Source organism: Flavobacterium fontis, from assembly GCF_900129405.1.
Lineage (GTDB): Bacteria > Bacteroidota > Bacteroidia > Flavobacteriales > Flavobacteriaceae > Flavobacterium > Flavobacterium fontis.
On sequence record NZ_FQVQ01000021.1, the window covers coordinates 17,755 to 28,298 of the forward strand.

Sequence of the window (10,544 nt, forward strand, 5' to 3'; positions counted from 1 at the left end):
CGCTGACGCTTCATAAAAGGATGCCGCTCCTACCGCTGGTGCAATCGGTGCATGAATCACGTTTTTCAAATCCTCAAATTTTCAAATCTTCAAATCAAATCATTTCCGTATCACCGTTACTTGCGCATCCAGGGTAAGTTTGATAATCGTCGACGGTTTGCTCGTCACGCGATCGTGATGCAATTGCACGACATAATCAACCCCTTGCACAATGTCGGGGTGAATTTGGTGATAGGTATTCGGCGTAGGCGTTCCCGAGATATTGGCCGAAGTAGATACCAACGGGCGTTTCATTCGCTCCATCAATTGATAACAAAATGGTTCGGTCACCAAACGCATGCCGAGGGAATTGTCGGCGCTAATCAGGTTGGCAGCTACATTTTTGGGGTGGTCCAAAATAAGTGTGGTGGGTTTGGTGGCAAACTCCAACAGCTGCCAAGCCACTTCAGGAATTTGATGAAATACCGAATGCACCAAGCGTTCACTGTGCATCAATACAATCATGCTTTTGGATTCTTCACGTTGTTTTAGGGCATAAATCTTTTGAACCGCTGCTTCGTTGGTGGCATCACATCCAATGCCCCAAACCGTATCGGTGGGATATAAGATAATACCGCCCGCTTGGATAACTTCAAAGGCGCGATGCACCTCTTGCGCTAATTCACTTTTCATAGGTTAGAACCCCGTAAGATCTACTAATGCGGTGTTGAAATAAATCAAGGTACCTTCGGTCGTGGTATACAAGATAAAATCATACCGATTGATCGTTTCCATCACGGTGTACGAGCATTTTGGAATCATGCGGTCGTGGGTTTCGATCATGATGACTTTGGTTTTGGGCAACCAATTTTCATAATGGCTTTCAAACAATTCTTTTTCGGCCCCTTCAATGTCGATTTTTAACACATCAATGGTTTCCCAACCGCGTTCGGCCATAAGGGTATCTAAAGTGATAGAGGCGATATCATAGGGTTCCGTCTCGCTCACTTCTTTGATTTGAAAACTATTGCTGGCGTTGTAGGGATCTTCAATTTTAAAAAACGACGCTCGGTTGTATAAGGCTTTTTCCAACACTTCAATGGTGGCGATGCCTGCGGTGTTTTTGCGAATACAGGCTGCGTTTTGGGCCTCAATTTCCAAGGCAACGATGGACGCTTTGGGGAATTTTAAATGGAAAAAAAGTGACGCTAGTCCCACATTGGCCCCCGCATCCACAATCGTTTTGGGTTGCATCGGCAATCGCATGTGGTACAGTGACGTAATGAAAATTTCTTTGAAGGTTTCGGTGTCTTTTGTTTTTCTTCGCAAATAAATACTGCGTTTGCTTTGTGGCAACCGAATGCGCTCTTTTTTTAGAGACAATCCCCAAAGGAGCGCCAGCACGTCTAAAAATCGAAAATGTTTTTTAAGTTGTTTTAAGTAAACTAATTTTTTAAGCATGGTTCGGTTGCATTTAGTGATGTAATTGCCGTTTTCCTTTGAAACGATCGACCAGTTTCAAAACAGTGTAGGCCAGAATATTGTTGCGCTTCATGGCTTGATCTGCTTGAAGATAATGGTTTTTTAACGTATCGCTGACGCTTTTAAAAACGTCCAAAGTATGGGCACGGTATAAAAATAGGTATTTTTCGTATTGGTTAAAATAGGTTTTTGCCTTTGTCTTGTAATCGTTTAGGGTGCGGGGTTCGCGTTGTCCCAAGACCAATTGTTGGTAGTCATACTTTTCCTGTCGTACCTGTACCGCGTCATTTATTTTGCTCACACCCACTTGTTGTTGACCGTGTAAACGATACTGAATTAAGCGCTCAGGAATGGCGCGTAATGTTTGCCGTTGCGCAAAAACAAAAGCCAACCACTCATCATGTAAAAATCCTTTTCCGGTACGAAACGGCAAAGCGTGCTTCAAACTTTCTTTTCGTAGACAAAGCGTGGCTCCTGTTAGGAAATTGGCATTGAAAAGCAAGGAGTGCAGCAAGGCATCGGGATTGTGGGGATTTTCAGGGAAGAATCGTACGCTCTCCCATAACGATAGGGGTTCGTGAAGGGAATTGCCTTGGTCATCCATAAAACTTCCGTCAGAAAAGAGCGCTTCGGTTTCGGGATATTGGGCAAAAGTTTCCATAAACCGTTGCACTTTTTCAGGATGCCAAGCATCGTCTTGATCGGCCAAAAAAAGGAAATCGCCCGTGCACCGTTGCAAGGTTTGCTCAAAGTTGGCATTACTTTTTAGATTCACAGGATTTTGATGCACAAAAATCTGTTCGGGATAGCGCGTTTGCCACTCGTGGAGTAGGTTCATGGTGGAATCGGTTGAACCGTCATCGGAAACCACAATTTCGTCAACGGGATGCGTTTGTTCCATGATAGAACGCAACTGCTCGTTTAGAAAACGGGCTCCATTGTACGTGCATAAAGCGACCGAAATTTTTGCCATAGAAATCGTGGATGTGCGTTAGCTAAGCATGCAAAGATAGCATTTGTTTACAATTGAGGAGTCTTTTCCTTCAGCTCAAATACGGTATCTACCCAATGTTCAACGGTAAATTGATGGTATACTGCTTCGGGTAAAGGTTCAAAAGGAACTTCCAAAAAGGCTTGGATTTGATCGATATTATCTTGGGTAAGCACAAAAATATTGGCGGGATTGTAAAAAGGATATTCTACTACAGAAGCATTGGAAGTAATCAATTTTCGCTGGTACCCCATGGCTTCAAAAACCCGAAAGCTCAAGCCGTTTTGTTCCTCTCGAATCAAATCCAAAAAGGCTTGGGCTTGGTCCATACGAGCGGAAATAGCCTCCCAAAACAGATTGGTTTTCGAATAGACAATACCTGCATCCAATGCCGCAGGTTCACGTTTTCCCACGGCAATAAAATCAGTGGGCAGTTGCATTTTTCGGCAATAAGCAGCAACCGCATTCCACAAGGGAAGACGTTCGTCGATGGAGGCAATCATAAACAGCGCTATGGGTAATGCACTTGCGGGGACTAGGGCTTTTTTGGGAAAATAAATAAAATTACTGATGGGATGGTAACCAAACTTTTGCGCATCATCGCGGTCGAAGGTATAAATGCGGTCAAACAATCCTTTTTCCAAATGTTTGATGGAAAAGCGGTTGGTGCTGTCGTACAAATAGGCGCGGTATTGTTTTGTTTTAGTTTTTATGATTTCATGGGTTTTCCGACTGATGCGGTCGGGACGAATGACCAAAATTTGATCTTGCTTGCCCCATTGTTCGAGTTCCCGCAGCACGAAGGCTTCCATGTGTACCCGTTTGACATTGGTACCCAAAAGTAACTTTGAGAAAAAATTCTTGACTTTTTCCCCCAACGATTTATAACGGTATTTATACTTTGAAATATCGATATGATGCGCTTCGATGCCTTTTTTTTGCAGCGCTTCCATGATGTTTTTATCGAAGTCAAAATAGTCAAAACTGATGATCGTGATTTTCATAGCGCGGCGCGGTAAACAAGTTCCAATTCGTGATACATCGCCTCTGCAATGACTTCTTTGGTAAAATGGGTCAGTAAATGCTGGTACCCGTTGGCCACCAATCGTTGTTGCCATGCTTTATCTTGGAGCAGTTGTACCGTTTTTTCGGCAAAATCAATCGGATTCTCCTTCTCACAAAGCAGGCCTGTTTCGCCTTCGACCACCACTTCAGGAATTCCACCTGCTCGGGTCGCTACTATCGGCACATGACTGGCATAGGCTTCCAGTAAGACACCGCCTGTGGGTTCGAGCTTGGACGTAAATAGAAAAAGGTCAAACTCAGGAAAGAGTTCGGGTATATCTTTTCGAAACCCGAGAAATACAAAATGTGAGGTTAATTCTTTCTCGGCTACCAGGGCTTTAATGTTTTCTTCTAGTTCGCCTTTCCCCGCCAAAACGAAAACAACCTTGGGTATTTTTTTGACGATCTCGGCAGCGGCGTGCACCAAAGTGACATGGTCTTTAAACCCTACAAAAGCGGCAATGTTTCCAATGATTACGGTATCGTCGGTTAATCCCAATTCTTTGCGTAACCATCCTGTGGGTTGAGTACGGTGAAATTCTTCCAAATCGGTGGCACTTCCCACAATGGAAAGGCGGCTTTTATCTTTGATGGCAGGCGCTAAAACATCGATGACGGCTTGCGAGACACAAACGATTTTCTTTAATCCGCTGTAGTTGTATTTCCATTTGCGAAAAAAGTTGGTATCAACTCTTTTAATTAAGGTACGGAAAAATACCATTGGCGTTTTCCATCCGTATAGTAATGACGAAAGCACACAAAGCGTGTGGGCAGTACTGTTGTGAATGAGAATCAGGTCGATTTTTTCTTCACGAACGATTTGATTGATTTTTTTCATCCATTTTCGGTCGTATTCCGAATGGAAGGGGAGGGTATGGACGCGATAGTTTTTTTCCTGCGCAATTTCGTGCAATCGGGTATCGGGTGTGCATAGCAAGACTTGGTGCATCCCTTTGGCGGCAAAGGCATCGTAATAGTACACAATCTGCTGTTCATGACCGCGCCATACGTTGGACGCTGTGATTTGAAGTAACCGCATGTTAGTCAATTTTTCGGTACATCATCCACAACTGTAAATACCGTTTGAAAACGGAAAAAGAGTGGACGTAAGCCAGAATAAAGCCTTCTTTCCCATCGAGTATCCCTAGGCGGAAAAAATATTGCCACATAAAGCGGTACAGGGGACGAATAAAAAAGTGGTACACGTTGGGACGCACTTTCTTTTGGTACAAGTTTAAGGCTTGCAACTTGCTGTACAAGTTTAGTTTATCGTTGTAGTTGTCAAAACTTTTGTAGCTGTAATGATTTAAACGGTTTTTAAGAACGCCCACTTTGCCATCGGCTTTGACCTCTTCGTGCACCAAATTGCCGTTGTACGTACCGTGATTTTTGTTGAAAAGACGTATGGCTTTGTCATTTTGCCACCCTCCAAAACGGATGCGTTTTCCCATAAAATGAAAGGTTCGCTTGACAAAGAAAGCATTTTTGCCCCCTGGATTTTTGACGATGGCTTTAATTTCTTCCTCCAATTCAGGCGTGATGATTTCATCCAAGTCAAAGAAAAGAATCCAATCGTGGCTGGCTTGTGCAATGGCAAAATTGCGTTGTTCGGAGAAATTGGTAAAGGGACGTGTGAGTACTTTGGCATCCATGGATTGGGCGATGGCTACGGTTTGATCCGTACTTTCAGAATCCACAAAAATGATTTCGTCAGCGAAATGCAAACTTTCCACATATCGTTTTACATTCGCCTCCTCATTAAAAGAGATTGCCAGAGCGGTAATTTTGGGCGAATGGGTAGTTTCGGACATGAATGCTTAATCTATGTGCGACAAATATACTATTTTTACTGAATTACAATTTTCAAAATTTACGAATGGTGGCCCGACTTCCCATTTTAATGTACCATAATGTAACCCCTGATTTAGCCCAATCCAAAGGCTTAACCATTGCCGCTGAGCGGTTTGAGTCGCAATTAAACTATTTGAAGTCAGCAGGTTATGAAGCTGTGTTTTTGTCTGAATTGGCTCAAACCACTTCATTAAAGGGAAAAAAAGTACTTATTACTTTTGATGATGTCACGGTAAACCAATTCCAATTTGCCGTTCCTCTTTTAGAAAAATACGGCATGAAAGCCCAGTTTTTTGTCCCTTTTGCCTATTTGGGGAAATCGGATGCGTGGAATTATGGCGGCGAAGATCGGGGCGAACCCATCATGACGGCAGAGCAATTGCGCCAACTGAATCCGAAAGTCATCGAACTTGCGCACCATTCTTATAAACACCAACATTTTGCCAAGATGGATGAGGCGGCAATTGCATCCGACTTCAACGCTGCTTTTGAAGTGATAGAAAAAGAAAACCTGAAGGTGTTCCCCGCGATAGCGTATCCCTATGGCAATTATCCCAAAAAAGATCCCGAAAAACAACGTTTCTTTGCACAAATTGCCGCTCTAGGTATGCAATACGGCCTACGAATCGGGAATAAAGTGAGTCGGTTTCCCTTCACCCAACCTTACGAAATCAAACGCATTGACATTAAAGGCGAAGATACCTTGTGGAAGTTTAAGTGGAAATTACGGTTTGGGAAGGTTTTTTAGTGACTAGTGATTAGTGACTAGTGACTAGTGATTAGTGATTAGTGATTAGTAATCAGTTATCAGTACACAGTACTCAGTAGCTCAGCCTCTCAGAAGCTCAAAAAAATTTACTTCATTTCCCTCTCTAACAACAGCAGCTTTACATACCGTGAAAAAACCCCATACGCATTGACGCTGGCCAAAGCAAGGCCGGGGATGCCGTCTAAGAAGCCTTTTTTAAGAATATACGAAGAGAAAAAGCGGTACAAGGGTTTGAACAACAAATGCAAAATCGTGGCTTTTTTTCCCTTGTCTCTGGACATGCCCGCTTGGAACCACGCATAGGAATTCTTTTTGCTGAGGGCATGGAACAAACCTTTATAGGTGTAATGAATCATAAACGCCTCCAATTGCCCGATAGTGCCGTTTACATGGAGTTTTTCATGAACTTCTCCCGTGAAATGTACGCCGTCATTTTTTACTAAACGGGTTACGCGATCCACTTTATGGTACAAAAAGCGATTCATAAAATAGTGGGGAAAACGCAATTTATAGCCTTGGTGTTTCGGATTTTTTAAGGTGTCCAGAATTTCCAATTTCAGTTTGGGCGTTACCCGTTCATCGGCGTCGATAAATAAAATCCAATCGCCTTTGGCCAAAGCAATCGCGGCATTTTTTTGGGCTGAAAAATGATCAAACTTTCGCTGCATTACTTCACATCCCAATCGTTTGGCGAGTTCTGCGGTACCGTCTGTGCTGTAGGAATCAATCACAATGATTTGTTGCGCAAAACGTACGGAGGCCACGGCGTCTTCCAAATACGAAATTTCATTAAAGGTGGGGATGATAACCGAGAGGGTGTGCATTCTTGAAAATTGAAAAACAAATTTAGTAAAATTAGGTTACCTTTGCATCCATGCAAAAGAATGTTACCGTTGTTTTAACAAATGGAACCGATTTACCCACCATACAAAGGGTTTTGTGGGGCTATACCACGCAAAACTACCGTAACTTTGAGGTCGTTCTTCTTCAGGATAAACCGCTGGAGGTTGCCCATTCGGCATATTTTTTCCCGCTTTATTTTTGTCCTCCCGCACGTTTGTCCTCACATTTAACCCAATCGCTCACCGATTATGTCATCTTTGCCGATGCGCATGCGGTTCCGCGTGAAGATTTTGTGGAGGAACATGTGAAGCATCGGGAAGAGGGCTATTATTTAACGGGGGCTCGTTTTTTTATTCAAGATACGGTTTTTGATACATTGACGTTGGAGGGAATTGAATCGGGACATTATTTTAGCACTACTTTTTTAGCCCAACACGCCACTGTTAAAGGACTTAAAGCCTTTCGTGCGATAGAACCTGGAAGTTGGGCTGCACTCTTGGATTATTGCCTTCCTGAGTTGTCTTTCAACTTTTCGAATACTTCCCTTTGGAAGACGGATTGCCTTGCTTTATTGGAGTCAGGGGCTTGGGACGAACGCTATCCCGCGCATCGTTATTATCGGGAATGGCCAGGATTACAACAAAAATCAGTTAAAAATACCACTTTACTTATGGCAGCCGCACGCGATAAAAATTTGAAAATCTCGGTGATTGTGAGTACGTACAATGCCGAAGAATGGTTGGAGAAAGTATTAATTGGCTATTCGGTGCAAACCTATACCGATTTTGAATTGATTGTAGCCGACGACGGTTCGCGTCCCGAGACCAAGGCGCTTATTGACCGGTATGCTGCGAATTATCCCGTACCCGTTCGTCATTTATGGCATGAAGATTTGGGGTACCGCCGTCAAGAGATTTTGAATGTGGCCATCATGGAAGCGGCGCATGAGTATATTATTATGACCGATGGCGATTGTATTCCGCGGAAAGATTTTGTCGAAATACATGCCCTTGAAGCCGAGCAAGGTCGTTTTCTCTCGGGCGGGTATTGCAAACTTCCGATGAAGACAAGTAAGCACATTGCTCCCGACGACATTGTTTCGCAGCGCTGTTTTGAAGTGGGTTGGTTGAAATCTATTGATCGCTTAGGATTTTCCAATACCTTAAAATTGAGCGCGCAAACGTGGTCGGCCTGGCTTTTGGATCTTATTTCTCCCACGACGCCTTCGTTTAACAATTGTAATTCCTCTGGTTTTCGCAGTGATATGATTGCCATCAACGGGTATGATGAGCGCATGAAGTACGGTGGTCCCGATCGTGAGTTTGGAGAGCGATTAGAAAACAATGGCATTAAAGGGAAGCAAATTCGTCACAAAGCCGTCGTATTGCATTTGGACCATCCGCGGGGGTACAAAACCCCTGAGTCGTTGGCTGCCAACTTGGCCATTCGCAAAGAAGTCAAACAGCAAAAAATCAAATGGACGCCGTTTGGCATTCGCAAAGAAGTTCCAACCCCTAGTAATTAGCCCAAGTGATGCTTTAAAAACGCTTGCAAGCGGTCCCAATACAATCCCGGTTTCAGTTCGCGGTACATCGCACTCGGGTCGGCTTCAATCTTTTTGCGTTCTTCATAGGTGAAGGCCGTGTACAATTCAGGTTTCTCTTCGCGCAAATGCACCGAAGTATGTAGCATGCCGTCTTCAAAACTTGCCCAATGTTCTTTGTTGACATAAGGCGAAAAGATGGTAAACGTGGGTTTGTCCAGTGCTTTGGCGATATGCACGGTACCGCCTTCGTTGGCTACCAATCCGTCACACTGCGCCATGAGTTTGATAAAGTCGCGTATCGAGGGCGCATAGATATCCAAAATGATACGGTCTTTATGGTGGCAAAGCTCGTAAATTTTCATCGCCTCTGCCTTTTGATGGGGCGAATAATTGAAGAGCAAGTACACATCAAACTGGGACGCAATAAAATCACAAACTTGTGCGACATAATCGTAAGGCATGGACTTTTGCGGCGTACTGCCCAACACGCCCATCACTATTACTTTTTTGTCTTTGTATTTGCCCAGCCAATCTTCTTGTTTTTCGGCCTCGGAAAGAAACAATTTGGGCGCATAATCAATCGGCGTGAAGTCGCCCGCATATTCAATCAAATGCACCCGATCTTCGATGGCTTTGCCACAGAACTTGTTTGAAGATTGCAGCGCTTCGGTGGGGTGGGTGTAGTAGTTCCAGTTCCCAAATTTCTTTCGTGATTTATGTCCGATGGTCATTTTGGCCCCCGAAAACTTACAAATCAAACGGCTTTGCGTTTTGGAGTAGGGGTCAAAGATGATGTCGTATTTTTGCTGTCGCACCCAACGGATGAATTGAAGTAGGTTGCGCCATTGCTTGAGTTCTTTTTCGCGAATGGGAATGATTTTATCGATGTTGGGATTATGTTCCAAAACGCCTGTGGTAAAGTCGTACGCCATAAAATGCACCTCGCTATCGGGATACTTCCGTTTGAAGTTGTTGGCAATGACCGAGGCGATCAAGACATCGCCTATTCGTTTGTTTTGGATGATAAGAATTTTTTGCATACCATAAAATCTTGGTGCAAAGTACAATTTTTTAATACATTTACCCAAATTAAAACTTGCCTGTGCCAACGATATTGCATCCCGATTACGCCCACCAACAAACTGCTTTGGAAGACTTGGCCGCTCATTTTGAGCAATCGGGTACGTTGATTGTGAAAGGGGCACGCAATTCGATTAAGACCAATAGGTTAGCCGACGAAACGGTGAGCATTAAATTTTTTAAAACGCCAGGATTTATCAAATCCATCATCTATTCGTGGTTCCGTCAGAGTAAGGCAAAACGCTCGTTTGAATATGCGTTGTATTTGCAACAGCACGGCATTTTAACCCCGTTTCCCATCGGTTATATCGAAGAGCGAAAGGCTTTGGGCTTGTTGGGCGACAGTTATTATTTCTGCCGGCATATCGATTATGATTTTACGATACGCGAACTCATCCACGATCCGTTGTTTCCCAATCGGGTGGCGATTTTGGAACAGTTTACAGCGTTTACTTTTCGCATGCATGAGGCGCGCATTCATTTTTTGGACCATTCGCCAGGAAATACCTTAATCAAGGACTTGGGCAATGGGCAATACGATTTTTACCTTATTGATTTAAATCGGATGCAGTTTCGTACCCTTTCGATGGCACAACGCATGGACAATTTCAAGAAAATGTGGCTATCAAAAACGATGTTGCGCACTGTAGCGGCTACGTATGCCCAACTCAGTGGCATTCCCGAAAGTGAACTATGGCCGGTGCTGTGGCAAACCTCGCAGGATTTTAAGCGTAAAATCAACAGGAAGAAGTGGTTGAAGCGGAAGTTGCGGTAGCAGGGGGCAGTGTACAGTGTACAGTGTACAGTGTTCAGTATACAGTGTTCAGTATACAGTGTTCAGTGTGTACGTCCCTGATATAGGTTGACCACATCAAGTCAATTTATATGAAAGCAAACATCAAATTAATCAGTAAGCATCGTAAGTTTTCTGAGGACTT

At 43.7% G+C, this 10,544-nt stretch carries 11 protein-coding genes; 3 read left to right on the top strand and 8 right to left on the bottom strand.

Annotated elements, in window-relative coordinates; translation table 11 throughout:
* Positions 1-99: 99 nt before the first annotated feature.
* The 6 genes from BUC17_RS13360 to BUC17_RS13385 are packed head-to-tail and all read right to left on the bottom strand — an operon-like array spanning position 100 to position 5,328.
* Positions 100-672, bottom strand: a complete 573-nt coding sequence (locus BUC17_RS13360) for an L-threonylcarbamoyladenylate synthase (RefSeq protein WP_073365342.1) — start codon at positions 670-672, stop codon at positions 100-102.
* Positions 673-675: 3 nt separating this feature from the next.
* Entirely contained in the window at positions 676-1,440 is a 765-nt protein-coding gene (locus BUC17_RS13365) for an FkbM family methyltransferase (RefSeq protein WP_073365344.1), read from the bottom strand.
* Between the two features lie 13 nt (positions 1,441-1,453).
* Entirely contained in the window at positions 1,454-2,434 is a 981-nt protein-coding gene (locus BUC17_RS13370) for a glycosyltransferase (RefSeq protein WP_073365346.1), read from the bottom strand.
* A 47-nt stretch (positions 2,435-2,481) separates the two neighbouring features.
* Entirely contained in the window at positions 2,482-3,456 is a 975-nt protein-coding gene (locus BUC17_RS13375) for a WaaS/CpsH family glycosyltransferase (RefSeq protein ID WP_073365348.1), read from the bottom strand.
* Entirely contained in the window at positions 3,453-4,556 is a 1,104-nt protein-coding gene (locus tag BUC17_RS13380) for a glycosyltransferase family 4 protein (protein ID WP_073365350.1), read from the bottom strand. The genes BUC17_RS13375 and BUC17_RS13380 overlap by 4 nt, the downstream gene beginning before the upstream one ends.
* Position 4,557: 1 nt before the next feature.
* Positions 4,558-5,328: a glycosyltransferase family 2 protein gene (locus tag BUC17_RS13385; protein ID WP_073365352.1), complete on the bottom strand. Its 771-nt coding sequence runs from the start codon at positions 5,326-5,328 to the stop codon at positions 4,558-4,560.
* 65 nt (positions 5,329-5,393) lie between these two features.
* On the opposite strand from BUC17_RS13385, the gene BUC17_RS13390 reads away from it, so the two are divergent.
* Positions 5,394-6,116 carry a polysaccharide deacetylase family protein gene (locus BUC17_RS13390; protein ID WP_234977722.1) on the top strand — a complete coding sequence of 241 codons (723 nt, stop codon included), beginning with the start codon at positions 5,394-5,396 and terminating at the stop codon, positions 6,114-6,116.
* A gap of 107 nt (positions 6,117-6,223) precedes the next feature.
* Here BUC17_RS13390 and BUC17_RS13395 read toward each other — a convergent pair whose 3' ends face one another.
* Positions 6,224-6,961, bottom strand: a complete 738-nt coding sequence (locus BUC17_RS13395; protein ID WP_073365354.1) for a glycosyltransferase family 2 protein — start codon at positions 6,959-6,961, stop codon at positions 6,224-6,226.
* A gap of 50 nt (positions 6,962-7,011) precedes the next feature.
* Here BUC17_RS13395 and BUC17_RS14300 point away from each other — a divergent pair, with 50 nt between their 5' ends.
* Positions 7,012-8,505, top strand: coding sequence for a glycosyltransferase (locus BUC17_RS14300; RefSeq protein WP_317044527.1), 1,494 nt, complete (start codon positions 7,012-7,014; stop codon positions 8,503-8,505).
* On the opposite strand, the gene BUC17_RS13405 is transcribed toward BUC17_RS14300, so the two are convergent.
* On the bottom strand, positions 8,502-9,566 hold the full coding sequence (locus BUC17_RS13405) for a glycosyltransferase family 9 protein (protein ID WP_073365356.1): 1,065 nt from the start codon (positions 9,564-9,566) through the stop codon (positions 8,502-8,504). The two genes, BUC17_RS14300 and BUC17_RS13405, sit on opposite strands and share 4 nt — an antisense overlap.
* A gap of 62 nt (positions 9,567-9,628) precedes the next feature.
* Here BUC17_RS13405 and BUC17_RS13410 point away from each other — a divergent pair, with 62 nt between their 5' ends.
* Positions 9,629-10,381: a lipopolysaccharide kinase InaA family protein gene (locus tag BUC17_RS13410; RefSeq protein WP_073365370.1), complete on the top strand. Its 753-nt coding sequence runs from the start codon at positions 9,629-9,631 to the stop codon at positions 10,379-10,381.
* The last annotated feature ends 163 nt before the right edge of the window (positions 10,382-10,544 follow it).